24 protein-coding genes are annotated in these 26,388 nt (G+C 69.6%); 4 read left to right on the plus strand and 20 right to left on the minus strand.

What is annotated here, in order from left to right:
- Positions 1-198 precede the first annotated feature (198 nt).
- The 16 genes from AC0QSG_RS03790 to ffh form a co-directional block, all read right to left on the minus strand.
- The gene (locus AC0QSG_RS03790; RefSeq protein ID WP_435726841.1) at positions 199-702 is read right to left on the minus strand and encodes a DUF3145 domain-containing protein; all 504 of its coding nucleotides are present in this window, start codon (positions 700-702) and stop codon (positions 199-201) included.
- A gap of 184 nt (positions 703-886) precedes the next feature.
- Positions 887-1,831: a tyrosine recombinase XerC gene (locus AC0QSG_RS03795; protein ID WP_475377267.1), complete on the minus strand. Its 945-nt coding sequence runs from the start codon at positions 1,829-1,831 to the stop codon at positions 887-889.
- A 110-nt stretch (positions 1,832-1,941) separates the two neighbouring features.
- Positions 1,942-3,180 (minus strand): DNA-processing protein DprA, encoded by a 1,239-nt coding sequence (gene dprA / locus AC0QSG_RS03800; protein ID WP_475376700.1) that lies wholly within the window; start codon positions 3,178-3,180, stop codon positions 1,942-1,944.
- The gene (locus AC0QSG_RS03805; protein ID WP_475376701.1) at positions 3,177-4,751 is read right to left on the minus strand and encodes a YifB family Mg chelatase-like AAA ATPase; all 1,575 of its coding nucleotides are present in this window, start codon (positions 4,749-4,751) and stop codon (positions 3,177-3,179) included. The genes dprA and AC0QSG_RS03805 overlap by 4 nt, the downstream gene beginning before the upstream one ends.
- Positions 4,748-5,107: a YraN family protein gene (locus AC0QSG_RS03810; RefSeq protein ID WP_475376702.1), complete on the minus strand. Its 360-nt coding sequence runs from the start codon at positions 5,105-5,107 to the stop codon at positions 4,748-4,750. The genes AC0QSG_RS03805 and AC0QSG_RS03810 overlap by 4 nt, the downstream gene beginning before the upstream one ends.
- Before the next feature lie 141 nt (positions 5,108-5,248).
- Positions 5,249-5,575 (minus strand): DUF2469 domain-containing protein, encoded by a 327-nt coding sequence (locus AC0QSG_RS03815; RefSeq protein WP_435726835.1) that lies wholly within the window; start codon positions 5,573-5,575, stop codon positions 5,249-5,251.
- A 21-nt stretch (positions 5,576-5,596) separates the two neighbouring features.
- A complete protein-coding gene (locus tag AC0QSG_RS03820; protein ID WP_475376703.1) occupies positions 5,597-6,334 on the minus strand; it encodes a ribonuclease HII in 738 nt (245 codons plus the stop codon).
- A 5-nt stretch (positions 6,335-6,339) separates the two neighbouring features.
- Complete coding sequence (gene lepB, locus AC0QSG_RS03825) at positions 6,340-7,074, minus strand: signal peptidase I (protein WP_475376704.1); 735 nt, start codon at positions 7,072-7,074, stop codon at positions 6,340-6,342.
- Positions 7,071-7,724, minus strand: coding sequence for a signal peptidase I (gene lepB / locus AC0QSG_RS03830; protein ID WP_475376705.1), 654 nt, complete (start codon positions 7,722-7,724; stop codon positions 7,071-7,073). Before lepB (AC0QSG_RS03830) ends, lepB (AC0QSG_RS03825) begins: the two co-directional genes overlap by 4 nt.
- A gap of 63 nt (positions 7,725-7,787) precedes the next feature.
- Complete coding sequence (rplS, locus tag AC0QSG_RS03835) at positions 7,788-8,147, minus strand: 50S ribosomal protein L19 (RefSeq protein ID WP_435726830.1); 360 nt, start codon at positions 8,145-8,147, stop codon at positions 7,788-7,790.
- 217 nt (positions 8,148-8,364) lie between these two features.
- Positions 8,365-9,201, minus strand: a complete 837-nt coding sequence (trmD, locus tag AC0QSG_RS03840; protein WP_435726828.1) for a tRNA (guanosine(37)-N1)-methyltransferase TrmD — start codon at positions 9,199-9,201, stop codon at positions 8,365-8,367.
- A gap of 2 nt (positions 9,202-9,203) precedes the next feature.
- Positions 9,204-9,746 carry a ribosome maturation factor RimM gene (gene rimM, locus AC0QSG_RS03845; RefSeq protein WP_475376706.1) on the minus strand — a complete coding sequence of 181 codons (543 nt, stop codon included), beginning with the start codon at positions 9,744-9,746 and terminating at the stop codon, positions 9,204-9,206.
- Positions 9,747-9,887: 141 nt separating this feature from the next.
- Positions 9,888-10,133 carry an RNA-binding protein gene (locus AC0QSG_RS03850; protein WP_435726826.1) on the minus strand — a complete coding sequence of 82 codons (246 nt, stop codon included), beginning with the start codon at positions 10,131-10,133 and terminating at the stop codon, positions 9,888-9,890.
- Between the two features lie 2 nt (positions 10,134-10,135).
- Positions 10,136-10,546 carry a 30S ribosomal protein S16 gene (gene rpsP, locus AC0QSG_RS03855; RefSeq protein ID WP_475377268.1) on the minus strand — a complete coding sequence of 137 codons (411 nt, stop codon included), beginning with the start codon at positions 10,544-10,546 and terminating at the stop codon, positions 10,136-10,138.
- Between the two features lie 181 nt (positions 10,547-10,727).
- Complete coding sequence (locus AC0QSG_RS03860; protein ID WP_435726822.1) at positions 10,728-11,279, minus strand: NUDIX domain-containing protein; 552 nt, start codon at positions 11,277-11,279, stop codon at positions 10,728-10,730.
- 7 nt (positions 11,280-11,286) lie between these two features.
- Positions 11,287-12,849, minus strand: a complete 1,563-nt coding sequence (gene ffh / locus AC0QSG_RS03865; protein WP_435726820.1) for a signal recognition particle protein — start codon at positions 12,847-12,849, stop codon at positions 11,287-11,289.
- 105 nt (positions 12,850-12,954) lie between these two features.
- Between ffh and AC0QSG_RS03870 the strand changes: the two genes are divergently transcribed.
- A complete protein-coding gene (locus tag AC0QSG_RS03870; RefSeq protein ID WP_475376707.1) occupies positions 12,955-14,400 on the plus strand; it encodes a glucose-6-phosphate dehydrogenase in 1,446 nt (481 codons plus the stop codon).
- Between the two features lie 93 nt (positions 14,401-14,493).
- Here the strand turns inward: AC0QSG_RS03870 and AC0QSG_RS03875 are convergent, their stop codons facing one another.
- The 3 genes from AC0QSG_RS03875 to ftsY all read right to left on the minus strand — a co-directional run bounded on the left by AC0QSG_RS03875 (position 14,494) and on the right by ftsY (position 17,532).
- On the minus strand, positions 14,494-14,832 hold the full coding sequence (locus AC0QSG_RS03875; RefSeq protein WP_435726818.1) for a P-II family nitrogen regulator: 339 nt from the start codon (positions 14,830-14,832) through the stop codon (positions 14,494-14,496).
- Entirely contained in the window at positions 14,829-16,139 is a 1,311-nt protein-coding gene (locus tag AC0QSG_RS03880; RefSeq protein WP_435726817.1) for an ammonium transporter, read from the minus strand. Before AC0QSG_RS03880 ends, AC0QSG_RS03875 begins: the two co-directional genes overlap by 4 nt.
- Positions 16,140-16,317: 178 nt before the next feature.
- Entirely contained in the window at positions 16,318-17,532 is a 1,215-nt protein-coding gene (gene ftsY, locus AC0QSG_RS03885) for a signal recognition particle-docking protein FtsY (protein WP_435726815.1), read from the minus strand.
- A 59-nt stretch (positions 17,533-17,591) separates the two neighbouring features.
- On the opposite strand from ftsY, the gene AC0QSG_RS03890 reads away from it, so the two are divergent.
- Positions 17,592-18,815, plus strand: a complete 1,224-nt coding sequence (locus tag AC0QSG_RS03890; protein ID WP_435726813.1) for an MFS transporter — start codon at positions 17,592-17,594, stop codon at positions 18,813-18,815.
- Here the strand turns inward: AC0QSG_RS03890 and smc are convergent.
- Positions 18,769-22,428: a chromosome segregation protein SMC gene (gene smc, locus AC0QSG_RS03895; RefSeq protein ID WP_475376708.1), complete on the minus strand. Its 3,660-nt coding sequence runs from the start codon at positions 22,426-22,428 to the stop codon at positions 18,769-18,771. The genes AC0QSG_RS03890 and smc overlap by 47 nt on opposite strands.
- 242 nt (positions 22,429-22,670) lie before the next feature.
- Here smc and AC0QSG_RS03900 point away from each other — a divergent pair, with 242 nt between their 5' ends.
- Positions 22,671-23,696 carry a 3-oxoacyl-ACP synthase III gene (locus tag AC0QSG_RS03900; protein WP_475376709.1) on the plus strand — a complete coding sequence of 342 codons (1,026 nt, stop codon included), beginning with the start codon at positions 22,671-22,673 and terminating at the stop codon, positions 23,694-23,696.
- Positions 23,690-26,359 (plus strand): alpha/beta fold hydrolase, encoded by a 2,670-nt coding sequence (locus AC0QSG_RS03905; protein ID WP_475376710.1) that lies wholly within the window; start codon positions 23,690-23,692, stop codon positions 26,357-26,359. Before AC0QSG_RS03900 ends, AC0QSG_RS03905 begins: the two co-directional genes overlap by 7 nt.
- Positions 26,360-26,388: the final 29 nt, after the last annotated feature.

Consider the following 26,388-nt stretch of genomic DNA (forward strand, 5'->3'; position numbering starts at 1 on the left):
CAGGCATAGACGCGGGTCATAAGCGAGGCAAAGTGAGAGGTCCGAACCAATCTGGTTCGGACCTCTCACTTGTCTCGTCTCCTCATCCGTCACCCGGGCTGGCCGTACCCACTACTGGAGGACTTAGCTCCTAGTGGCAGAGGCCGCTGGTGTCGCCATGTGCCGCCGCGCCCCGGACCCTTCGGGCCTGTTGCACGGTCACCCTACCTGGTGTAGCCAGCGGACCGGCGCGCCCTCGGCCGCGTGGCGGAACGGTTCGAGTTCCTCGTCCCACGCCTCCCCCAGTGCCAGCGAGAGCTCGTGGTAGACGGCCGCAGGGTCGCCGGCGCCCTGTTCGTAGGCATAACGGATCCGGTCTTCGCCGACGACGATGTTGCCGGCGGTGTCGGTCGTCGAATGGAAGATGCCGAGTTCGGGGGTGTGCGACCAGCGGCTGCCGTCGACCCCGGGGCTGGGTTCCTCGGTGACCTCGTACCTCAGGTGTGCCCAGCCGCGCAGTGCGGAAGCGAGCTGCGCGCCGATCCCCTGAGGTCCACACCAGCCGATCTCCGCACGGTACATTCCGGGCGCGGCGGACTGCGGGGACCACTTCAAATCGGTCCGTTGGTCGACGACCGAGCCGATGGCCCACTCGATGTGGGGGCACAGCGCAGTTGGGGCCGAGTGTACGAAAAGTACGCCCCTCGTCATGGGTACAGACATGCCATCCTCCAGTTGCCGTTGGTACGTCTTCCCCTACGACCGCGGCAGGAACCCTTGGATGGCGTGTTCCGCTTCTCATTGTGCACGATGGACGCCCCCAGCGCCACTGGAGGTGCCATTGCGCAATCGCGTCGCGACGTGGGATGACGCCATTTGCACTGAAGGCGACGGGTGGGGACGCGCGTCAGGCGCGCGGGTGCGCCTGCTGGTAGCTGGACCGCAACCGCTCGACGGAAACGTGGGTGTACAGCTGGGTCGTGGCCAGCGAACTGTGGCCGAGCATCTCTTGGACAGTGCGGAGGTCCGCTCCCCCGTCCAACATGTGCGTTGCCGCCGTGTGCCGCAACGCGTGCGGTCCCGTGGCGGAGGTGTCGCCGAGCGAAGCGAACGCCCGGGACACCATGTCCCGGATTTGGCGTTGTCCCATGCGGGAGCCTCGGATACCAAGGAACAACGCCGGCCCACTGCCGTCCACGGCGAGCGACGGCCGGCCGCGCCGGAGCCAGTCGGCCACGGCGTTGAGTGCCGGAAGCCCGAAGGGGACGGTGCGTTCCTTGTTGCCCTTGCCGATCACACGCAGCGTGCGGCGGTCATGGTCGATGTCGTCGATGTCGAGGGCCGCCAACTCCCCAACCCTCAGCCCAGTGGCGTAAAGGAGTTCCAGGACCGCCGTGTTCCGGTCGCGGACGGCGTGGTCCCGCGGGGACGGGTCGTCGGTCTGTCCCCCGGAGGATGTGGTGGCAGGCGTCCTGCCGTCCAGGAGGCGGTGCATTTGCCCCTCCTGGAGAACGTGAGGGAGTCCGTGGCCCGTACGGGGGGACTGGAGCCGCGAGGCAGGATCGAGTTCCACGAGCCCTTCGCGCCGCGCCCACGCCATGAAGGTTCGGGCCGCGGCGGAACGCCGGGCCAGCGTGGCACGCGACTTGCCCGCGGAGCGCTGGTCTCCCAGCCACAGCCGCAACAACGGCAAGTCGATGTCGTGGAGGGACCGTGCGCCCCGCCGCGCACATTCGGCGAGGAGCGAGCCGATATCCCCGATGTAGGCGCGAACCGTGTGGGGGCTGCGGCCGAGTTCGAGGGACAGGTGGCGCTCGAACTCGGCGACGACGGCCCCGAAGTCGAACGGCATGCCTTCCACCGCACGGCCCTCCCCGTTGGTCGCCTTCGTCGATTCTTCCCTGCCCATCATCCGATTCTCCCGCACCCGCCGACCGGTCCATGCATCCCACGCCGCCGGGCCTACTGCCCCGCGCGTTGCCAACCCTGCCCCACCTTGCGGGCAAGGCCTCGTCCGCTCAGTCGCGACAGGCCTCCCAGCACCGCACCAATCCCCAGGCCCGCAACGGTGGCCAGCTTGTCCGGCGTGCTGGCGGACCTGACTGGAAGCGCGTCAAGGAGGAGCAGGTCTTGGATATCCAGCCCGTCGTGGGGCCGCAGCACGGCCGCCTCGCGCGCCGGATCGTCGGGCGCCGGACCCGCCTGTTGTCCCAGCAATTCGAGCGCCTCGGCCGCATCGGTGACGACGGCGGCGGCCCCCTCCCGCAGCAGCCGATGGCAACCGGCCGAATTGGGCGAGAACACCGAGCCCGGTACCGCCCCCACGTCGCGGCCCATCTCGCTGGCGCGGCGCGCGGTCGTCAGCGCGCCCGAGCGCCAGCGCGCCTCCACGACGACCGTCGCGCCACACAGGGCGGCTATCAGTCTGTTGCGCTGCAAAAACCTCCAGCGCGTCGGTGCGGTACCCGGCGCCACTTCTGCCAGCAGGACCGCTTCGGTGGCGATTCGCCGCAGGAGATCCTCGTTGCCGGCCGGATAGAAGCGGTCCAATCCGCCCGCCATGACGGCAACGGTGCGAGGGTGTCCCGCCGCGTGAGACACCGTAGGAACGGTTTCCTGTGATTCCACCGACAGCGCGGCCTCGTGCGCCCTCGCGTCGATGCCGTAGGCGCCCCCCGAGACAACCGTCACGCCCGCCCGGACCACCGTCCCGGAGAGCTCGGACGTCACCTGCCTGCCGTACTCCGTAGCGTCGCGGCTTCCCACAACGGCCATCAGGCTTCGCGCCGAGGGGAGCTGGGTTGGTTCTACATGGCCGCGCCACCACAAGCACAGCGGGGTGCCCATGCCCAAAGCATCGAACTGCACGGGCCATCCCGGGTCCTCCGGAACCAGAAGCCCTCCGCCCAGGCGCCGCATGACCTCCAGGTCGCGCGCCGGGGAACAATCTGCGGCGCGCGGTCTCCACCGGTCGAGTCCGGCACCGAGACGGAGTTCCGCCCGCGGGGACGCCCCTCCACCGAGGAGTTCGGCCACCGCCTGCTGCTCCCGAGTGGGAGCGGGCCCACGGTGTCTCGTGATGAGGTTGTATGCTTCCTCGGCGCCCGCCACGGCGACCAGCGCCAGACCGGTCTGGTCGTTCGGCTCCATCAACCGGGAGAGTCCCGCGCGGGACATTCGGATTCGTTCGCTGGCGGTCATGCCGCTTCCCCCTTGGTTTGCTGTCTCAGTTGAAGCGCGACGTCCACGTCCTGCGCGTCCGGGCTGTCGTGCGAAGCCAGGTCGGCGACCGTCCACGCGATACGCAGCACCCGGTCGTAGCCGCGGGCAGTCAACCGACCCCGGTCGACGTCGGCGTCCGCGCCCGCAGTCACGCCCGGCGGCAACGACAATGCCCCACGCAGCACGCTGCCCGGCAGGTCGGCGTTTCGCGCAAAACCCAAGACGGCCAGGCGGTCCTGCTGCCGCGCGCGGGCGGCAGCCACCCTCAGGGCCACAGACGTCGATGATTCCGTTGTCTGATCCGCCCGCAACTGTGCCGCGGCCACACGGGGCACCGAGATTTGGAGATCGATCCGGTCCAGCAAAGGGCCCGAGAGCCGTTCGAAGTAGCGGCGCCGCTGCATCGGCGTGCAGGTGCAGTCGATGCCCTTGCCCGTTGACAGACCGCAGGGGCAGGGGTTGGCGGCGAGCACCAGCTGGAACCGCGCCGGATAGGTGGCCGAACCGGCCGCGCGGTGTAACGTCAGCCTGCCCGATTCCAAGGGCTGGCGGAGGCTGTCCAGCGCCTTCACGGCGAATTCGGGTGCCTCGTCGAGGAACAGTACACCGCGGTGGGCACGGGAGGCGGCTCCCGGCCGCGGCATCCCCGAGCCTCCCCCGATGAGTGCCACCATGCTGGCACTGTGGTGCGGGCTCTCGAACGGCGGCCGGCGCACGAGCGACTCGAGGCTGCGGTCGTTCCTGAGCAGGGAATGGATAGCGGTGGTTTCCATGGCCTCCGTGTCGGTGAGGTCAGGCAAGATGCCCGGGAGCCGTTCCGCGAGCATCGTCTTTCCCGCACCCGGCGGTCCCTTCATCAAGAGGTGGTGCCCACCGGCCGCGGCGACTTCAAGGGCGTACCGCGCCTCCTGCTGACCGACGATGTCCGCCATGTCCGGAGCAGTTGCGGGCAGGCCGCCCCATTCGGCCGAGCCCGGGGCACCGGACCGCGGCGCCGATACTGCCACGGAAGCGCGTCCCCAACGGCTGGTCAAGGACTGCGGATCGCCGCCGTAGGCGGCCAGCACCTCCGCCAGATGCCTGTAGCCGCGCACGTCGGCGCCGGGCACCAGGGAGGCTTCGGCCTCGTTCTCCTTGGCCACCACGATCCGCCCACGCCCGGCGGCGACCGCGGCCATGACGGAGGGCAGGACACCGGCGACCGGACGCAGGCAGCCGTCAAGGCCCAACTCCGCGATGTGCACGGCGTCCGCAGGGTTCCGGATGTCCCCGGCAGCCGCCAGCGCGGCCACGACGATCGACAAATCGAGGGATGATCCGCGCTTCGGAACCGAGGCTGGCAGCAGGTTGACCGTGATCCGTCGCGTACTGAGCGGTAGGCCGGAGTTCCGTGCCGCCGCGCGAATCCTGTCGCGTGCCTCGGCCAGCGAGGCATCGGGCAGTCCGAGGAGAACGAAACCGGGCAGACCGCCTCCGATATCGGCCTCGACGTCCACGATGTAACCGTTGAGTCCCACCAGCGCGATGCCGCAGGCCCGCCCGAGACTCATGGCCCGACCTCGACGTAGTGCTGGATTTCGGCGGCGGCTCCCGGTGCCAACAGCACCGCGACGACGTCGACCCGCGAATTCCGGACCGGACGTCCGTGGGTTCGGCACCACGCGCTGGTGAGAACGAACAGCCGGCGCAGTTTCGCGTGGCCGACCGCCTCCGCAGGGTGGCCGTAGCCGAGTCCGCTGCGCGTCTTGACCTCAACGCCCACCACCGTTCCCCGGTCCTCGGCAACGATGTCCAATTCGCCTGCCGCGCATCTCCAGTTGCGCTCCAGCACCGTCATTCCCAAGGCCATCAGGAATTCGACCGCGAGTCCCTCGCCCTGGCGCCCGAGTGTTTGGTTCCGTGTCATCTGCGTCCACCTCCGCCCCCAGTCTCGGGGCAAAGAAACGCCCCGGGCGGGCGCCCGGGGCGTTTGTGGATATCGGGACTCGGCCCGGGCCCGGCCTGGACCTGTGGGGGGCCTAGACGTCAGCCGCTCGGCCGGCCATGGCTAGGTGCCAAGGCCCGCGTCCTTGGGGATGGTGAGGTCCTCCGACTTTGCGAGTTCCTCGACGTTGACGTCCTTGAAGGTGATGATCCGGACGTTTTTCACGAACCTCGCCGTCCGGTACACGTCCCACACCCACGCGTCCTGCAGAGTGACATCGAAATAAATCTCACCGTCGGCTGATCGCGCCTGCAGATCGACGTGGTTGGCCAGGTAGAACCGGCGCTCCGTCTCCACGACGTAGCTGAAGAGGTTCACGACGTCGCGGTATTCGCGGTAGAGCTGCAGCTCCATGTCTGTTTCGTAGTTCTCTAGGTCTTCGGCGCTCATCGTTCCTCCTACTATCGAAGTCTATTGTCCCTGACCGGTGTCCGTGAGCCGCCAACTTCGCCGGTGGTGGTGGCTGGGGCCCCGCGCACGGATCGCCGCCCGGTGCGCGAGCGTCCCGTAGCCCTTGTTCCGCGACCACCCGAACCCGGGGCATTCGGCGTCGTACGCGGACATCAGCGCGTCCCGCTCCACCTTGGCCAGAACGCTGGCGGCCGCGACGGACAGGCAGGCGAGGTCGGCCTTGACGCGAAGCGTCACCGGGACGTCGACGCCGCCCGGGGCTACGCGGGTTTGTGGCGCGATGCCGGCCCCGGCGAAGAGTGCCTCCTGCGGCCGGTTCCCCAACCAGTCCTGGTTGCCGTCGAGGAGCACGACGTCGGGGCGCGCCACCAGGGAAGCGGCCTGCCAGGCCCTGGTGCCGGCCAAGCGCAGCGCGGCCACGAGCCCAAACTCATCGATCTCACCGGCGGACGCGTGGCCGACGCCCCAACCGGCAGCCCACGAGCGGATGTGGGGGACGAGTTCCTCCCGCGCGGCGGCGGTCAGCAGCTTACTGTCGCGCACCCCCGGAATCGTGCCGGACAGGAGGGGATCCACGACCACCATGCCGACGGTGACAGGTCCGGCCAGGGAACCCCGGCCGACCTCGTCGCAGCCACCCACGAGGCGGGCTCCCCCGACCGCGAGGCCGAGTTCGGTTCCCAGATCCGGCGCGGCGGGGCGTTGCCCGACCTTCGCCTTGGTGCTGGCACGTGGCATGGAGGCTACTTGCCCGCCCCGGACGCACCGGCGTCGTCGGGCACGGTGTTGAACACCTCGTGCTCCCCGTCAACGACACCCGCCCGATTCAGCGGCCACGCGATGACCGAAGCCTTGCCCTCGACCGTCTCCACATCGACGAAACCGCCCTGCGCATCGCGGTGGAAACGCGAATCCGCGGAAGCGTCGCGGTGGTCGCCCATGACCCACAGCTTTCCCTCGGGTACGTTCACCTTGAATTCCTCGTCCGATGGAGCCGCGCCGGGCCAAATGTAGGGCTCCGTCACCGGCTCGCCGTTCACGCTGAGCCGGCCATCGGACCCGCAGCACTGGACCGTGTCGCCGGGTAGACCGATCACGCGCTTGACCAGATGCTGGTCGGTGGAATCGGGCACCAGTCCCACGAACGCCAGAAAGTTCGTGACGGGGTCGGTGGGCATCGGGAGCGTCTCGCCGAGCCAGTCCTGGTCGTCGCGAAACACGACGACGTCGCCGCGGGTCAGGTCGAAGGGTCCCGGAACCATGAGGTTGACGAAGATGCGGTCGTCGATCTCGAGGGTCGGTTCCATGGAGCCGGAGGGAATGTAGAACGCGCGGAAGAAAAACGTCTTGATCACGAAGGACAACACCAGCGCGATGCCGATGACGATCAGGACCTCCTTGAGCCAACCCCACGCCCGCTCGCCGGCGGTCGGCCCGGAGGGCCCGTCCTCCCGGCTATCGGATTCCTGCTCGTTCACTGGGTGCCTTCCCTCTGAAGTGGTCCGGAGCGTTCCGGCGGCCACACGATACGGTCCACGCGTCCGATAACGCGGTCCTCCGGAATCATCCCACCGCCGGGAGCGCCGAGCAGGGCCCGCGAGTCGGTCGAGTCCGAGCGGTTGTCCCCCATGACCCAGATCCGTCCCTCGGGGACCGCCACACTGTAACGCTGTTCGCTCGGGGGTTCCCCGGCGGACAGATACGGCTCATCCAGGGCGGCGCCATTGAGGACCAGGGCCCCGTCGTCGTCACAACAGCTTATGGTGTCCCCGCCAACGGCCATGACACGCTTGACGAACACGGCGTCGTCCCCCGCCAGCCGAAGGGCGCGGAGGAGCGACCCCGCCGCGTTGTCGCGGTCGTAGGGCAACAGCGATCCGCGTCCGTCGAAGACGACGACGTCGCCCCGGGCCGGCGGATTGGAGAGATACGCCGTGCGACTGACCAGGAGGCCGTCCCCCTCCTCCAATGACGGGCGCATGGAACCGCTGCCGATGTAGTAGAAGTCCACAAAAGCCGCGCGGACCACTATCGCCAGGAGTGCCGCGGCCGCGAGCACCCACACGACGAAGCGCCAGCCCCGCGAACGGGACTGGCGCTTCGTGCGCTCTTGCGGCGAATCACTCAAGGTGGATCCTTCGGGCAAGATCATGCGCCGCGTCCGTCAGGAACGCCGCGAACAGGGCTACGGCTACTTGGAGGTGCCGAAGTCGCGCTTTTCCTTGATCTTCGCGGCCTTGCCGTGGCGATCGCGCATGTAGTACAGCTTGGCGCGGCGGACGTCGCCCTTGGCCAGGACCTCGATCTTCTCGATGATCGGGGAGTGCACGGGGAACGTGCGCTCCACGCCGACGCCGAAGGAGACCTTGCGGACCGTGAAGGTCTCGCCGACGCCCGCGCCCTGGCGGCCGAGCACGAAGCCCTGGAACACCTGGATACGGGAGTTCTTGCCCTCGACGATGTTGACGTGGACCTTGAGCGTGTCGCCCGCGCGGAACGCGGGGACGTCTGTGCGCAGCGAGGCCGCGTTGACTGAATCTAGGATCTGCATTGGATGCTACTCCTTGGGTGGACGCCGCAGGTCACCCACCGTCGACACGGTCGCGGGGCCGGCACCACGGGGGTGCCGATGACCTGCGACCGAAGATGATGTACCGGCGCTTCCGGAATCGGACGCCGATTGGCCTGACTGTTGGCGCTCTCCCCCTGCGGCAGGAGAGGGCCCAGTAGGCACAGGACATAATTCTGCCACATGCCGTGCGGGGCCGCTAATTGGCTGGCTGTTCCGATCCGTCGCCGACCGGGTTCGCCGTGGACGGGACCTTGGCGACGATCCGCCCGCCGTCGACGGCGAACCCCGCATGCCACAGGGTGTCCCGGTCGTGCCGGTTCAGTGTCGCCGGGTCCAGCCCGAGGATGAGGTCCGGCCGCCGGCGCGCGGTGCGTTCGAGCTGCTCGTTACGGCGGAATCGCGCGATCTTCCCGTGGTTCCCACCCAGCAGGACCTCCGGGACGGAGCGTCCCTGCCACTGGGCGGGCTTGGTGTAGACCGGGTATTCGAGCAGGCCATCCGAATGGGACTCCTCCACGAGCGACTCGGGGTTGCCGACGACGCCGGGGATCAGCCGCCCCACGGCCTCCACCATGGCCAGCACGGCCACCTCGCCGCCGTTGAGCACGTAGTCGCCCAAGCTCACCGGACGGACCTCGAAAGCCTCCACGGCCCACTCGAGCACGCGTTCGTCGATGCCCTCGTAGCGGCCGCACGCGAACACCAGATGCCGCCTCTCGGCCAGTTCGTGGGCCATCGCCTGGTCGAAGACGGCGCCGGCCGGAGAAGGGACAATGAGCATCGGCCTTTCCCCGGACGAGCCGGAGGACGCGGCGATGCCGGACAGGGCGGACCCCCACGGTTCCGGTTTCATCACCATGCCGGCCCCGCCGCCGTACGGAGTGTCGTCCACTGTGCGGTGGCGGTCGGACGTGTGGTCCCGCAGGTCGTGGACCCGCAGGTCCAGGAGGGATTCCCGCCGCGCCTTTCCTATCAGCGACAGGTCCAGTGCTGCGAGGTATTCGGGAAAGATGCTGACGACGTCGATGCGCACTGTTAGCGGCCGCCGCCCGCGCCGTCGTCGTCCGAGTTCAATCCGAGCAGTCCCGGGGGCGGGGTGACCACGATGAAGCCCCCGGCGACATCGACCTCGGGGACGATGGCTTCGACAAACGGCACCAGGACCTCGCTACCGTCCTCGAGCACCACGATCAGCAGGTCCTGTACCGTCTGGGTACGCAACCCGGTGACCTTGCCGACCACGTCGTCCCCGACGCGGACCTCCAGGCCTTCCAGCTCGTGCTCGTACCACGCGTCGGAGTCGTCCTCGTCCGCTTCGGCGTCGTCGGTTTCGACGAACAGCTTGGCCCCGCGGAGCGTCTCGGCCGCGTTCCGGTCCAAGGCTTCCTCGAAGGCCAGCAGGAGGATGTCCTTGTTCCACCGGGCGCCCTCGACGGTCAGCGGCCCCACGCTGTCGGGCTCCACCTCGAACACCGTGCCGGGCGCGAAGCGCTCATCGGGCGAATCTGTCATTACCTGGGCGGTGACCTCGCCCTTGATGCCGTGGGGCTTGCCAATACGTGCGACCTGCAGGCGCATGGTGTCTCCTTCGTGGACGGTTCCGCAATTGATCCTAATGGGGGCGCCGGCCCGCTGGGCGACACGGCTTAAACGCGCTGGCCCCGCACCGCGAACGGTACGGGGCCAGCATGCGGCGCGGTGGCGCCGCGGCTCTGCTACCTAGGGGCGCCGGCGGTCGGTGTCGACGACATCGACCCGCACCGGCTCGCCGTCGGCCAGTGCGGCCACGACGGTGCGCAACGATTTTGCCGTGCGCCCCTGCCTGCCGATCACGCGACCGAGGTCGTCCGGGTGGACCCGGACTTCGAGGATGTCACCGCGGCGGTTCCCCTTCAATGCGACGGCGACGTCCTCCGGGGAGTCGACGATGCCGCGCACCAGGTGATCGAGAGCCTCGGCGAGCATTGCTACTCGGCCTCGGTGGTTTCGGCTTCCGCGGCCGGGGCCTCGGTCTTCTCGGCCTTCTTGGTGATGGCCTCCGGCAGGATGACGGAACCCTTCTCCGGGACCACGAAGGCTTCCTTGGGCGCCTTGGTGCGCAAGGTGCCCTCCTGGCCCTCGATGCCCTTGTACTTCTGCCAGTCGCCCGTGATCTTCAGGATCGCGGCAACCTGCTCGGTCGGCTGGGCGCCGACGGACAGCCAGTACTGGGCCCGCTCGGAGTTGACCTCGATGAACGAGGGCTCCTCGGTGGGGTGGTACTTGCCGATCTCCTCGATGGCACGGCCGTCGCGCTTGGCGCGGGAGTCCATGATGACGATGCGGTAGAACGGGGCGCGCATCTTGCCGAAGCGCTTGAGTCGAATCTTAACGGCCACTGTAGTGGTCACTCCTGTTTCTCAACAAAGGGCGAACCCGTGTTTCTGCACCCGTGGGGCGGGCCGTACTCGTGGGTTCAGGGGACGAGATGCGCACGCGGAGAGAGGGGCCGCGCCGATCAAGTACCCTGCCATTATGCCAGAGGTTCCCGCCGGCCGCGAACCGCCGCTCCGGTGGCGGTCAGCGGGCGGACAGGACGGGGGACGTCTCCGGCAGGGAGGGCATTAGTGCCCGCGGAGGAACGATGTTGCCGGGAGCGGAAGCGGGCGTGGCCTCCCTTCCGTCCTCCAATTCGGCCACGGAGCCCAGTTCGAGCGCGCTCAGGCCGGCAGCGGCCAACGCGGCCTGGTCCGAACCCAGCCACTCCCCCAGGCCGTCCGGACCCATGAAGCGGGCGGTGAGCGTTCCGCCGTCGGCCGTGAAGCCGTCGGCGTCCGTGGCCCACGATCCGCCGTCGTACAGCAGGTTCTCCGAACCGCCGCCGTCCGCCCGGCGGAAGTCCTGCGCGAGGAGCCGGCCGACAGTCGCCTCCAAGGCGAGCCGCCGCAGGCCCGCCCCGACGGTCTCCCGCGGGGACTCGTCGGCGCGAACCGCTCCCCCGGGAAGGGACCAGCCGTCGGGTGTCCGGATCAGCAGAACCGCGCCGTCGCGCCGCCGCAGGAGCACGTGCGCCGCTACCCGGTGGCGCCAGCGCGCGCTCAGGAAGCCGTCGAGTGCCTGCAGCCCCGCCACGTGGGGGCTACTTCCCGAGGAACTTGTCGAAGCCCTTGGGCAGGTTCAGGCTGGCCGGATCGAAGTCCTGGTCGGTCGCCTGTCCGCCGAAAGCCGCCCCCGTCGGCGCGGGCTTGCGGTTCTTGGACTCGAGTTCCGCCTGCGCGGCCTTGGCCGGATTGCCGAACTTCTGCTGCTTCTTCTTGTTCCCGCCCTTGGCCGACGACTTGCGGCCGCGCCCCGGGGCGCCGGGCATGCCGGGCATTCCGCCGCCGGCGGCCATCCGCTTCATCATCTTCTGCGCCTCGGCGAAGCGCTCCAGCATCTGGTTGACCTCCGAGACCTGGACGCCGGAGCCCTTGGCGATGCGGGCGCGGCGCGAACCGTTGATGATCTTCGGCGCCATGCGCTCGTGCATGGTCATCGACCTCACGATCGCCTCGATGCGGTCGATCTGGCGCTCGTCGAACTGCTCCAACTGCTGCCGCGACACCTGGGCGCCGGGCATCATGGTGAGCATCTTCTTGAGCGAGCCCATCTTCTTGATCTGCTGCATCTGCGCGAGGAAGTCCTCGAGCGTGAAGTCCTCCCGGTCGGCGAACTTCTTCGCCATCCGCTCTGCCTCGTCCTTGTCCCAGGACTTCTCCGCCTGCTCGATGAGCGTGAGGACGTCACCCATGTCCAGGATCCTGCTGGCCATGCGGTCCGGGTGGAAGACCTCGAAGTCGTCCAGGGATTCGCCCGTGGAGGCGAACATGACGGGCTTGCCGGTGATGGACGCGACGGACAGCGCCGCGCCGCCGCGCGCGTCGCCGTCGAGCTTCGAGAGCACGACGCCGGTGAAGTTGACGCCCTCGTTGAACGCCTGGGCCGTGTTGACCGCGTCTTGGCCGATCATCGCGTCGATGACGAACAGGACCTCGTCCGGGTTGACCGCCGCACGGATGTCGGCGGCCTGGCGCATCAGTTCCTCGTCGATGCCGAGGCGTCCGGCGGTGTCGACAATGACGACGTCGTGCAGTTTCGCGCGCGCCTCGGCGACGCCGTCGCGGGCCACCGAAACCGGGTCGCCCGTGGCGGACTCGAATTCGGAACTCACACCCGGGTGCGGCGCGTACACAGGCACGCCCGCGCGCTGGCCGTTGACCTGCAGCTGCTTGACGGCGTTGGGTCGCTGCAGGTCGCAGGCCACCAGCAGGGGCGCGTGCCCCTGGGACTTGAGGTGCTTGGCCAGCTTGCCGGCCAGCGTGGTCTTGCCGGCGCCCTGGAGGCCGGCCAGCATGATGACGGTCGGCGGGTTCTTCGCCAGGTTCAGGCGCCGGGTCTCCCCACCGAGGATGCGCACGAGCTCGTCGTTGACGATCTTCACGACCTGCTGCCCGGGGTTCAGCGACTGGCTGACCTCCAGGCCCAGCGCACGTTCCTTGACGTGGGCGGCGAACTCCCGGACCACGGGGACGGCCACGTCGGCGTCGAGCAGGGCACGGCGGATCTCGCGGACGGTGCCGTCGACGTCGGCCTCGGACAGCCGGCCCTTGCCGCGCAGGTTCTTGAACGTCGCTGTGAGGCGGTCGGAGAGTGAATTGAACACGTGCCGTGCACTTCTTTCGGTTGGCGGTACTGCGGGAAACACCCGCCGGACTCAACATGCAAGGCTACCAAGTTCGGCAGGCATTCGATCCCAAAGAGTGGCAAGGTGGAGATTGTGAGCGAGGAACAGAACCCCAAGGTCCAAACACTTCTCATCCTCGGCGCCTCGGGCGACCTGACCGGTCGGCTGTTGCTGCCCGGCCTGGCGCGCCTCGTCGCGACCGGCCGCGTTCCCGATACGGCGCTGGCCGCAGCGGGCTCGCCTGACTTCACGGCGGAGGACTGGGCCGACCGCGTCGCTGAAACCTTCGGCGAGGCCAAGGCCAAGGCGCACGACGACGGCGCCCGGGACCTCGACCGGATGGCGGCCGGTAGCAGCTACCGGGCGCTGGACGTGACGGCGCCCGGGGAACTCGCGGGTCTGCTCGCCGAGTTGGAGGGGCCCGTCGCGGTCTACTTCGCGCTGCCCCCGGCGGTGAGCCAGCGGGCCTGCGAGGTGCTCCGGCCGGAGGAGGTCCCGGCGGGGACGTCGTTCGTGATGGAGAAGCCCTTCGGCTCCAGCGCGGCATCGGCCAGGGAACTGACAGCCACGCTGACCCGACTGGTGCCCGAGGGAAACATCCACCGAGTCGACCACTTCCGCGGCAAGGCAACGGTCTTCAACATCCTCGGCCTGCGCTTCGCGAACCGCTTCCTGGAGCCGCTGTTCAGCAACGAGCACGTGGCGAAAATGGAGATTTTCTACGACGAGGAACTCGCCTTGGAGGGCCGCGCGGGCTACTACGACAAGGCGGGCGCGCTGCGGGACATGATCCAGTCCCACCTGCTGCAGATCCTCGCGCTGCTGACGCTCAACGCGCCGGCCACCCTGGGTGAGCGCGACCTGCGGGACCACATAGGTTCCGTGCTGCGCGCAGCCGCCGTGCCGGAGGACTTCGCCAACAGCACCCGCCGCGCCGTCTACACGGCCGGAACCAGCGGCGACCGCTCCATCCCCGACTACGTCGCCGAAGACGGGGTGGATCCCGCCCGCGGCACGGAGACCCTCGCCGAGATCGAGGTCCGGATCAACAACGCGCGCTGGGCCGGGGTTCCGTTCATCCTCCGTTCGGGCAAGGCACTGGGCCGCAAGCGCAAGGAGGCCGTCATCACCTTCAAACCCGTCGCCCACCTTCCGGGTGGCTTCAAGGGCTGCGACTTCCCGACGCGCCTGCGGATCGGTTTCGGACCAGACACCCTGGACCTGGAACTGGACGTCAACGGCCCCGGCGACCTGTTCACGTTGGACCGGATCGATCTCACCGCCGAGCTCAACAGTCCGGACCTGTTGCCCTACGGCGAGGTCCTGCTCGGGGTCCTGTCCGGCGATGCGACGCTCTCGGTGCGCGGGGACACCGCCGAGGAGTGCTGGCGCATCGTCGAGCCGGTCCTCGCCGCCTGGGCCGCCGACGAGGTGCCGCTGGAGACGTACCCGGCCGGCTCCGACGGGCCCGATTCCTGGGCCACCAGTGCGCCGCCGCCGGCTCAGGGAGGCAAGCCCACCGCAGGTTGAGTCGGCACACGACGACGGCGGGTCCGCCACCGTTCCACCGGTGACGGACCCGCCGTCGTTCCCCACCTGCTTGCCCGCCGTCGGTGCGGGCGGCTAAAGGGCCGCGTCCCCGCGCTCACCCGTCCGGACACGGACCGTGTCCTCGACGCCGACGACCCAGACCTTGCCGTCCCCGGCCCGGCCGGTGTTGGCGGTCGCGACCAGGACATCGACGATGTCACCCGCCCACTCGTCGCTGACCAAAACCTCCACCCGCACCTTGGGAAGCAGGTCCACGGTGTACTCGGCTCCGCGGTAGACCTCGGTGTGTCCACGCTGCCGTCCGTAGCCACTGGCCTGGCTGATGGTGAGTCCCTGGACGCCGTAGCTTTCGAGCGCGCCGCGGATGGCGTCCAGCTTGTCCGGACGAACGATTGCCGTTACGAGTTTCATGCGTTGGTCACTTCCTTCTGGTGCGACTTCAGGTGGCCGGAGGTCGCCGGATGCGGAACAAAGGTGCCGGAGGAGGTCCCCAGCCCACCGAACTCGTATCCGGTCTCGGCATGTTGGGTGAGGTCGACGCCCGTGGACTCGTCCTCCGCGTCGATGCGGAAACCCATGGTCTTGTGGATGGCCAATCCGATGATCAGGGTCATGACCGCGGTGAAGGCGATCGACACGACGGCAGCGACGGTCTGCGCCCCCAGCTGCGCGGGGCCGCCGCCGTAGAAGAGGCCTCCGCCGGCGCCCTCGGCCGGAAGCGCGATGAAGCCGAGGGCCAGGGTCCCCACCAGGCCGGAGACGAGGTGGACGCCGACGACGTCGAGCGAATCGTCATATCCCCACTTGTATTTCAACCCGACCGCGAGGGCCGACAGGACGCCAGCCAGGATCCCCAGCCCGATCGCGCCGGACGGCGAGACGTTGGCGCAGGCCGGGGTGATGGCCACGAGACCGGCCACGACGCCGGAGGCGGCGCCCAGCGATGTGGGGCGCCCGTCGCGGATGCGTTCGGTCGCGATCCAGGCGAGCATCGCGGCGGCGGGTGCCACCAGGGTGTTGATCCAGATCAGGCCGGCTTCCTCGGCGGTGCCGGCGGCGCCGCCGTTGAAGCCGAACCAGCCGAACCACAGCAGCGCGGCACCGAGCATCACGAACGGGATGTTGTGCGGGCGCTGGCCGGGGTCGCGGCCAAAGCCCTTGCGCTGGCCGAGGATCAGGGCCAAGACCAGGCCGGCAACGCCGGCGTTGATGTGCACCACGGTGCCGCCCGCGAAGTCGATGGCCTCTCCGGCCCAGCCGCCGATGGCGCCCTCGGCGCTCAGCAGGCCGCCGCCCCAGACCCAGAAGGCCAGTGGCGCGTAGACGAGCGTCACCCAGATCGGAACGAACACGGTCCAGGCGCCGAACTTCGCGCGGTCCGCGATCGAACCGGAGATGAGTGCGACGGTGATGATGGCGAACGTGGCTCCGTAGCCGGCACCGATCAGGTCCTCCGTGCCGATCAGCGATTCCATGCCGAATTGAGTGAACGGGTTTCCGAAGAGCCCGCCGACGCTGTCCCCGCCGCCGGCCATCGAGTTGCCCCAAAGAACCCACACGACGCCGGCGATGCCGATCGCCGCGAAGCTCATCATCATCATGTTCAGCACACCCTTGGCGCGGGTCATGCCGCCGTAGAAGAATGCCAGTCCCGGGGTCATGAGCAGCACCAGGGCCGCGCATACCATCATCCAGACGTGACCTGCGGTCAGATCCATGTCCGTCCTCCTGTGTATTCGACGCGGGTCGTATCCCGCCTTTACACAAGGTTGTCGTCGGCATGTTTCGCCCGGCGCGTGCCGCCGTTTCGGCCGCGTTACGGTGACGGCGGCCACGTAAAAAGAACGTGGCCGCCGTGTTTCGCGCAGGTTTCGCCGGTTGCCCCGGCGCGGATCCTCAGTCCAGCAAGGCGTCGACGAAGTCCTCGGCGTCGAACGGCGCGAGGTCGTCCGGCCCCTCGCCCAGGCCGATCAGCTTGACCGGGACGCCCAGCTGGCGCTGGATCGCAACAACGATCCCGCCCTTGGCCGTGCCGTCCAGCTTGGTCAGCACGATCCCCGTGACGTTGACGACCTCGGAGAACACGCGTGCCTGGTTCAGGCCGTTTTGCCCGGTGGTGGCGTCCAGTACCAGGAGCACCTCGTCGACGGAGGCCTGTTTCTCGACCACCCGCTTGATCTTCCCCAGCTCGTCCATGAGGCCCACCTTGTTCTGCAGGCGCCCGGCGGTGTCGATCATGACGACGTCGACCTCCTGCTCGATGCCCGCCCGCACCGCCTCGAAGGCGACGGAGGCCGGATCCGCTCCATCGACGTCGGACTTGACGGTGGGGACCCCGACGCGAGACCCCCAGGTGGCCAGCTGCTCGGCCGCGGCCGCGCGGAACGTGTCGGCGGCCCCGAGCAGCACGTCCTTGTCCTCCGCGACGAGAACGCGGGCGATCTTGCCTATGGTGGTGGTCTTGCCCACGCCGTTGACGCCGACGACCATGATAATGCTCGGCCGGGCGCCCTGGCGGGTGGAAACCAGAGAGCGTTCCATGGTGGGATCCACGAGTTTGACCAGTTCCTCGCGGAGCATCAGCCGAACCTGTTCGGGATCCCGGTGGCCCTCCACCTTGACCCTCGCGCGCAGGGCGTCGATGAGCTCAAGCGTGGGTGCGGTGCCGAGGTCAGCCATGAGCAGCGTTTCCTCGATCTCGTCCCAGACGTCCTCGTCGATGTCGTCGCGGGACAGCAACGCCAGCAGGCCCTTGCCCAAGGCGTTGTTTGACTTGGCCAACCGGGCGCGCAGGCGGGCGAGGCGGCCCAGCACGGGGGCGGGCACGTCGACGGGAACGGTCTCGACGCCGGCAGGCTCCTCGACCAGCGTCGGGTCTTCGAACGGCACCTCTCGGCCACCAGGCTCCTCGGCCTCCGCCGGGCGTTCCGGGGTCGGTGCCTCGCGATCCTCGACCAGCGTGCCGCCGGTGGGGGGATCGTTTGCGTCGCGGGTCGTGGGGTAGGTTCCGGGGGGCGTCTTCCGACCGCGCAGGAAGAAGGCCGCCCCGGCGCCGATCACCAGGAAGACGGCGACGGCGACAACGATGAGTATGAGCTGATCTGTAGGCACGCACCCAGCTTATCCACGGACGCGCTCCTCCCGTGGGCGCCCATTAGAATCGTCGGGATATGAAGAACCCCCCACGCACCGTGTCGCAGGAGCCGATCCCGCGCGTTCCGGGCGAGATCAAGGTCCTCATCGGCGCGGCCTTCGTCATTGCCATCGGGTTCGGACTGATCGCGCCGATCCTGCCTCAGTACGCGCTCAGCTTCGACGTCGGCATTGCCGCAGCCGGGTTCATCGTCAGCGTCTTCGCCATGACGCGGCTGGCGTTCGCGCCCCTGAGCGGACGCCTCACGGACAAGCTCGGCGAACCGTTCGTCTATGTCGGCGGCGTGCTGACCGTGGCGGTCTCGACGATCCTGTGCGGCTTCGCGGCCGACTACCAGCAACTACTGGTGTTCCGCGCCCTTGGTGGCATCGGCTCGACGATGTTCACCGTCTCGGCCATGTCGCTCATGGCGCGCCTGGCGCCGCCGGCCATCCGGGGCAGGATCTCCGGCTACTACGCCGGCGCCTTCCTCAGCGGAAGCATCGCCGGTCCGGTCATCGGCGGCCTGCTCGCGGGCCTCGGATACCGCCTCCCCTTTTTCATCTACGGCGGCGCCTTGGTGGTGGCCGCGGCGATCGTCTATTTCTCCCTCCTTGGCGTGCGGGGCCGGCGCGGCCCCCGGCGAGACACCCGGCCCACCATGCCGCTCAAGGAGGCCCTCGCATCCCCGGTATTCCGGGCGGCCCTCGCTTCCGGATTCGCCAACGGGTGGTCCACCTTCGGCGTGCGGGTGGCCTTGGTGCCCCTCTTCGCCGCCCAGGCGTTCGACAACGGCATCGCCTGGGCCGGTGTCTCGCTGGCCCTGTTCGCGGTCGGCAACGGCGCTGCGCTCACTGTCGCCGGAAGGCTGACTGATTCCTACGGACGGCGGATCCCGATCATGGCCGGCCTCGGCGTTGGATCGGTGGCGATGGCCGGAATCGGCCTCACGGAAAACGTCGCGCTGTTCATCGCATTGTCCATCGTCGCCGGTGCCGGGATCGGCATGATGAACCCGGCCCAGCAGGCCGCCGTCGCCGACGTCGTGGGGCAGGAGGCCAACGGCGGCAAGGTGCTGGCCGCCTTCCAGATGGCCTCCGACTCCGGCGCCATCCTCGGTCCGGTGGTGGCGGGACTGTTGGCGGACCAGTTCGGCTACGGCGTCGCATTCGGGTTGACCGGCCTCATCGGCATCGCCGGCGCCGCGGCCTGGCTCAGGACCCCGCCGCGGGCGACCCCCGCCGTCCGTCCCCCGTCTTGACGGGTCGGGGAACCACGTCGGGGCGCTCCAACCGCTGGCTGATCACGGTGGAAACCCCGTCGCCGCGCATCGTCACCCCATACAGCGCGTCGGCGACCTCCATGGTGCGCTTCTGGTGGGTGATGACGATCAGCTGGCTGGTTTCGCGCAGCTCTTCGAAGACGGTGATGAGCCTGCCGAGGTTTGTGTCGTCCAGAGCGGCCTCCACCTCGTCCATCACATAGAACGGCGAGGGCCTCGCCTTGAAGATCGCCACCAGCAGTGCGACGGCGGTCAGCGACCTCTCCCCGCCCGAAAGCAGCGAGAGCCGCTTGATCTTCTTGCCCGCGGGGCGGGCCTCCACCTCGATGCCCGTGCCGAGCATGTCCTCGGGGTCGGTCAGCACCAGACGGCCCTCGCCGCCCGGGAACAACCGGCCGAAAACACGCTCGAACTGGGCGGCCGTGTCGGCGAAGGCCTCGCCGAAGACCTGCTGTACGCGCTCGTCGACGTCCTTGATGATGTCGAGCAGGTCCTTCCGGCTGGATTTGAGGTCCTCCAGTTGGGTTGCGAGGAAGCCGTGCCGGTCCTCGAGCGCGGCGAACTCCTCCAGGGCCAGCGGGTTGACCTTGCCCAGCGAAGCGAGATCCCGTTCGGCCCGCTTCAGCCGTTTCTCCTGTTCGGCGCGGACGAACGGCGTCCCGGTTTCGGCCTCCGGAAGATCCTCCCCGTCGTCGTCGACCCTCTGCCGCAACGACGCCCACTTGTCCGCCCCACCCACAGGGGCGGGAACGAGGCGGTGCGGCCCGTAGTTGGCCAGAAGATGGTCCGGGGACAGGCCGAGTTCCTCGATGGAACGGTTCTCCAGCGACTCGATCCGCGAACGTTGCTGTGCCCGGGCCAGTTCGTCGCGGTGGACCACGTCCTTCATCCGCGCGAATTCGGCGGCCAAGGCCTCCGTTTCGGACCGCGCGGCGGCCAAACGGACCTCGATGCCGGATCGGATCTCCTCGGCGGCCTCGCGTTCGGCCGCCGCGGCCTCCAGCGAGACCGCGACGTGTGCCAGGGCCCGCACGACGCCGGCGCCGACGGCACCCGCGCGGGCCGCCTGCACCCGCCGGACCTCGGCGCGCCGCTCGGCCTCCCGGCGCGCACGCCGTTCGGTGTCCGCGGCCCGTCGGAGCGATTCGATGCGTCCGCGCAGGCCCGACGCCTGGTCCTCGGTGGCCCGCAGCGCCAACCGTGCCTCGAGTTCGCCCTGGCGCGCCGCGGTTGCCGCTGCGGCCAGTGCGTCGCGTTCGCCAGTCGCCGGTTCCTCCTCCACGGGCGACTGCCGCGCCGCTTCGAATCGCTCGATGGCCGCGGCCAGTTCCTCCTGGCCCCGGGCGATTTCGGACGCCGCAGCGTCGGCCTGGTCGGCAAGGCGCGCGCGCTCGCCGTCGGTCTGGCGCAGCACGGATCCCAACTCGCCGAGCCGCTCGGCCACGGCCGAGATCCGGGCGTCCGATTCGTGCAGCCGTGCCAGCGCGGCGTCGCGCCGCGAGCGTGCGGCGGTTGCGCGACCGTCCAGTTCCGCGGCCTCGAAGCGCAGGCGTTCGACCTCGGCGACGGCTTCGGCCAGCCGCGCCTCGGTGTCCTCCACGGCCGCCTGCTGTTCGATCAGCGAGGTCCCCCTTCCGGATCCACCGGCCGCCCCGGCGGCCGAGAAGACGTCCCCACCCCGCGTCACGACCGTCCACTCGGGATCGGCGATGACGACGCCGGGGGCAGCCGCCGCGTCGTCCACCACGGCCGTGCGGCCCAGCAGGCGCGCCACGGCATTCGCCATCCGGGAATCGCAGGTCACGAATTCCAACAACGGCCGCGCCGGGGCCGTCGGCCGGGTACCGTGCGGTGCAGGCGCTGGAGCGTCTGCGAACAAAAGGTGGACGCGGCCGCCGTCGTCGTCACGGAGGGACCCAAGCACCGCCCCGGCGGCCTCCAGGTGTTCGGCGGTGAGCGCCTCGGCGTGCTGGCCCAGGGCCGCCGCAACGGCCGTCTCGTATCCGGGCGCCACCACGAGTTCGGCCGAGATCCGTCCTCCGATGCCACGCGTTGCGCTCCGCAGGACGTCCTCGGTGGCGTCGCGTCGGCTCAGCCCGGACCGCAAGGCCTCCAACCGCGCCGCGAGGGCTCCGCGCTCGACCTCGGCGCCCTGCCCGCGGGCGCGCAGGTCATCGAGCAGGGATTCCAACTCCCGGAGCTCCTTCTCCGCCTCCTCGAAGTCGGTGTCCAGGCCTTCCTCGCCCTCTTCGACGCCGGCGGCGCGCTGCTCGAGAACGGTGAACTCCACTTCCGCCGCGCGGCGCCGAGCCGCCACGGCCTCGCGTGCAGCCTGCAACCTGCCGAGTTCTCCCTCCGCCGAGTCGACGCGGGATCTGACGGCGCCCACGTGACCCGCAAGCCTGGCCAGTCCCTCGCGCCGGTCGGCGGCGGCGCGCAGCAACGTCGTCAGGCGCCGCTCCTCGGCCATGGCGGACTCCTCCGCGGCCGCACGCCCGGCCACCGCTGACTCGAGGTCCGCCCGCCGCGCGGCCGTTTCACCGTCCAAGGAGGCGAGTTCCTCCTCCAGCCGTCCGGCCTGGTCGCGCAGCCGGTCCGGATCCCGGACCGGATCCCGGACCGGATCGGGCGATTGCGGTTCGGCGGATCCCAAGAGTCGAACGCGTTCGGACGCCAAGGCACCCAGGGAGTTCAGGCGTTCGCGGGCCGCGTCGATCCGATACCAGTTGTCGCGGGCCGCGTTCACGGCCGGTGTCGCGCGGCCCGCCGCCAGCTCGAGTTCGGCCAGGTCGCCGCGGGCCGCGTCCAGCCGCCCGGCCACCTCCGTCTGGCGTGTTTTGAGGGCCTCTTCTTCGGCGAGGTCCCGGTCCAGCGCCTCGTTCAGCGACGCGAGATCGTCGGCAAGCAGACGCGCCCTGGCGTCGCGGACCTCGAATTGGACGGCCTGCGCGCGGCGCGCCACCTCGGCTTGGCGCCCCAAGGGTGCCAGTTGCCGCCGTACCTCGGCCGTCAGGTCCTGGAGCCTGTTGAGGTTCCCCTGCATGGCCTCCAGCTTGCGGACCGTCTTTTCCTTGCGTCGGCGGTGTTTGAGGATGCCCGCGGCCTCCTCGATGAATCCGCGGCGGTCGTCGGCCGTGGCGTGGAGGATACGGTCCAGCTGCCCTTGGCCGACGATGACATGCATCTCGCGGCCGAGCCCGGAATCCGAGAGCAACTCCTGGATGTCAAGCAGTCGGCAGGCGGAGCCGTTGATGGCGTACTCAGAGCCACCGGTCCGGAACAGCGTCCGGGTGATGGTGACCTCCGCATACTCGATCGGCAGGGTGCCGTCGGCATTGTCGATGGTCAGGGACACCTGCGCCCGGCCCAGCGGGGGGCGTCCCGACGTCCCGGCGAAGATGACGTCATCCATCTTTCCGCCGCGGAGCGTCTTCGCGCCCTGCTCCCCCATGACCCACGCCAAGGCGTCCACAACGTTGGACTTGCCGGAGCCGTTCGGCCCGACCACCGCCGTGACACCGGGCTCGAAGTCGAATGTCGTGGCGGAGGCAAAAGACTTGAACCCGCGGACGGTAAGGGACTTCAGGTGCACTGGCGTGGTTCCTGGCGGTGGGGCGCGGCGGGCGCGCGGGACATTTGGACACCACCAATCTACTGCCGATCGCGCCCGGCACCCCGTTCCCGGAACACCGGGGGGCTTTGGCGGCGCGTGGTTTATGCCGTCTGCTGGATGTGCGGGATCCACGCCGTGCGTGCATAGTTAAGGTCTTGGGCAATACGTCGCCGGTCGCCGTGCGTTCGGGCGAACCACACCAACTGGACGAAGGCTTGATATTGAACGGCAATGCAACGTTCCGACACAACAACTCCGCGGTCCTGGCTGTCACGGGCGTGGAGGCGCCGGTGGTGGTCAGCTCGGACGACTTCGATCGCCGGCTGGAACCGAGCCTCAAGAGGCTGAAGCTGTCGCGCCGTTTGTTGGAACGCGTCGCCGGAGTCAGTGAACGCCGGTGGTGGCCCGCGGGGACGGGCTTCGACGACGCCGCCATCGAAGCCGGATCCAAGGCGCTGGCGGAGGCCGGGATCGAAGCGGGCCAAGTGGGGCTGTTGATTAACACCTCCGTCACGCGCCGCAACCTGGAGCCGTCCGTGGCCGTGAAAGTCCATCACGGTCTGGGGTTGCCGTCCTCGGCCATGAACTTCGATCTGGCCAACGCCTGCCTCGGATTCGTCAACGGCATCACGCTGGCAGCGAACATGATCGATTCGGGCCAAATCAAATATGCCCTCATCGTGGCCGGCGAAGACTCGCAAATCGCGCAGGAACCGACCTTCGAACGACTCAACCGCGAGGACTCGACCAGGGACGACTACCTGCGCGAATTCGCCACCCTGACGCTCGGCTCCGGTGCCGCGGCGGCCGTGATCGGTCCCGCGGACCGGCACCCCGGATCTCACCGGATCATCGGCGGGGTGTCGCGGGCCGGCACGGAACACCACGAACTCTGCGTGGGCGGCCCGGACGGCATGTACACCGACACCAAGGGCCTGTTGGACAACGGGCTCGAGCTCGTCGTCGGCGCCTGGAACGAGGCCCACGCGAGCGGTTGGGACTGGCGCTCCATGGACCGCTACGTCACGCACCAGGTGTCCAACTCCTACACCAACGCGATCATCAAGGCGGTGGACCTGGCTCGCGACCGCGTACCCATCACCTTCCCCAAGTGGGGCAACGTGGGACCGGCGTCGCTCCCCATGACGCTGGCCCAGGAATCGGGTTCGCTCCATCCCGGAGACAGGGTGCTGTGCATGGGGGTCGGATCGGGGCTCAACACCGCCATGCTGGAACTGGCGTGGTAGCAGCCTGGCCCGGCGTGCGGCCGGAATGGTCCCGGCGCGTTTGGGTGCCGTCCACCGCGGCCGCCTCCGCCGTCGGCGCCGTCCACGAATGGCACCTGCTGGACAACGGCGCGGAGTTGGCCCGGCGCGGCCTGGAACCTGCCGGCACCCTGTTGTGCGTGCATGGCAATCCCACCTGGTCCTACCTATGGCGCGGACTGATCGCGGCCGCCACCGACGCGCCCGCCCCGTGGCGGGTCGTCGCCGTGGACCAGCTGGACATGGGCTACTCGGAGCGCACCGGGGCCTTCCGCAGGCTTGACGACAGGGTCGCGGACCTGACGGACCTGACGGCGGCACTGGGCCTCGAAGGTCCCGTGGTGAGCGTCGGCCACGACTGGGGCGGCCTCGTCTCGCTGGGCTGGGCCCTGCGGCATCCCGGACAGCTGGCCGGTGTCGTCCTGACCAACACGGCCGTCCACCCCGCCAGCTCCGACGTCCCGGCCGTGCTCCGCCCGGCCCTGCACCCGGCAGTCCACCCATGGGGAACCACCGGCGGCACAGCGTTCCTCGACGTCACGTACGCCCTCGCCCGGCCGCGCCTTTCCCGCGAGGTGCGCGCGGCGTTTCGCGCGCCCTATGCGACAGCGGCACTGCGCGTCGGCATCGGCAACTTCGTGGCGGACATCCCCGCGACGCCCACACATCCCAGTTGGAGCGCCCTCGAACGGATTGCCGACGGCGTCCGCGGCCTCGACGTTCCCGCCCTGTTGCTCTGGGGTCCGCGCGATCCGGTGTTCTCCGACCGCTACCTGCGCGACCTGATGGATCGGCTTCCCCACGCGGATGTCCACCGCTTCGAGGGCGCCGGGCACCTGCTGCCCGAGGACCGGGACATCGCCGTCCCGGCTCTCGCATGGCTGGGACTGAACGTTGCAGCACGGGAATCCGGGACGGACCGCGCGGCGTCACCGCCGCAGGCCGCCGCCGCACCGGCGGCGCCCGCGCGCGAAACCGAAGGGGTTCCCGCGTTCCGGCCGATGCTCGCCGAACTCGACGCACGACGCGACGGCGGCGGCCCGGCCGTCGTCGACATGGTCCCGGGGAAATCCGGGCAGCCGGGTACCGCCAGCCTGAGCTGGTCGGAACTGGCGGCGCGGGTCGACTCCCTCGCGCGCGGGCTGGCGTCCGTGGGCGTCTCCGCCGGCGACAGGGTGAGCCTGCTGGTGCCACCCGGCAGGGATCTCACGTGTCTGATCTACGCGTGCCTGCGCCTCGGCGCCGTCGTCGTCGTTGCCGACGCCGGGCTGGGCGCGGTTGGCCTCGGGCGCGCGGTCAAGGGTGCCGGACCGAAGTATCTGGTGGGCATCGAACGCGCCCTCGCCGCGGCGCGCGCGTTCGGATGGCCAGGCACGCGCATTTCGGCCACGCGGCTGGGAAAAACGCGCAGCGGGCTCCTCGGCACCAAACATTCCCTGCCCGGCCTGCTGGAACGAGGTGCCGCAGCCGGCAACGGTTCGGAGCCGTTCGCTCCGGCGGGCGCCGACGACGACGCCGCGATCCTGTTCACGTCGGGATCCACGGGCCCCGCGAAGGGCGTGGTCTACACCCAACGCCAGCTCGCCGCCATGCGGGACACCATTCGACACACCTACGGCATCTCCCCGGGTTCCGCCCTGGTCGCCGGCTTCGCCCCGTTCGCCCTGCTGGGACCGGCCCTAGGCGCCACCTCGGTGACGCCAGACATGGACGTGACGGCGCCGCGCACGCTGACGGCCGCAGCATTGGCGGACGCGGCGTCGGCCATCGACGCGACCGTGGTTTTCGCCTCCCCCGCCGCGCTGGCGAACGTGGACGCGACCGCCGGGGCGCTGGACGACCCCGGACGGCAAGCCCTGGCCCGCGTTTCCCTGGTGCTCTCCGCCGGCGCCCCCATTCCGGAAAGCCTGCTGGACCGCATCCAGCGGCTGATTCCCGCGGCGACCTTGCACACGCCCTACGGAATGACCGAGGCGCTGCCGGTCACGGACATCGACCACGCGGGCATCCGCGCCGCCGGGGCGGGCAACGGGGTCTGCGTCGGGCTGCCCGTCTCCGGAGCCAGCGTCGCCATCGCCCCCCTGGACGACGACGGGGCGGCGTCAGGCGCTCCGTCCACCCGGGCGGGGGGCACCGGGGAGATCCTCGTCTCGGCGCCGCATGTCAAGGACCGCTACGACCGGCTCTGGATCACCGAGCGTGAGAGCTCCTCGCTCCCCGGCTGGCACCGCACCGGGGACGTGGGCCACCTCGATGCCGCGGGACGGCTCTGGGTGGAAGGCCGGCTCGGGCACATCCTGACCACCGCGGGCGGGGTCCGCACTCCCGTGGCCGCGGAGCTTGCCGCGGCCGCCGTGCCCGGCGTCGGGCGCGCCGCCGTCGTGGGCGTGGGACCGGCTGGAATCCAGGCCGCCGTCGTCGTGCTGGAGACGGATCGGCCCGCAAAGACCGCCGGCAGGGCCGCGGACGCGCTCGGCGCGGCCGTGCGCACCGCCGTGGTCACGGCGACGGGTCTCGAGGTTGCCGCGGTGCTGGCCGTACCGCGGCTGCCGACCGACGTGCGGCACAACTCGAAGGTCGACCGGGCGGCGGTGGCCGGGTGGGCCACCGCCGCGTTGGCCGGAGGAAAGGCCCCGAGGCTGTGACGCCGGATCCCCTCCCCGGGCACGGCCGG

The sequence above is a fragment of the Arthrobacter sp. LT660 genome (genome assembly GCF_056172845.1).